Origin of the sequence: Escherichia sp. AM3 (genome assembly GCF_032029835.1) — a bacterium.
In the GTDB taxonomy this organism is placed as follows: Bacteria; Pseudomonadota; Gammaproteobacteria; order Enterobacterales; family Enterobacteriaceae; genus Escherichia; species Escherichia coli.
The window spans coordinates 1-256 of the sequence record NZ_JAVUPQ010001113.1; the positions used below are offsets into that span (position 1 = coordinate 1).

General features: G+C 58.2%; 2 protein-coding genes. Both read right to left on the minus strand.

Translation table 11 applies throughout. The annotated features are described in order from the left end of the window. Positions 1-133 (minus strand): HisA/HisF-related TIM barrel protein (locus RTW80_RS29935; protein WP_312721791.1); only part of this gene is annotated, 133 nt, incomplete at its 3' end. Further along, the coding region (locus tag RTW80_RS29940; RefSeq protein WP_409415346.1) for a glutamine amidotransferase-related protein at positions 133-256 on the minus strand (124 nt) is incomplete at its 5' end. The genes RTW80_RS29940 and RTW80_RS29935, both read right to left, overlap by 1 nt.

The following is a 256-nucleotide window of genomic DNA, read 5'->3' on the forward strand; positions in this document are numbered from 1 at the left end:
CCTCAGCACCCTCGGCGGCGTAAGCCTGTAACCGCGGCAGCGGGTCGTTGCCGTAGTCGCGCTGCTGCCCGTAATCGCCCTGGTGGAGAAGAACAACCCTGCCGTCAATTAAATCTAAAGCGGGAATTATCATCACATCTCCAGGAAATTTTTCAGCAGTTGCGCACCGGCTGCGCCGGAGCGTTCCGGGTGAAACTGCACGCCGTAAAAGTTATCTTTCTGCACGGCGGCGGTGAACGCCTCGCCGTAATTGCAC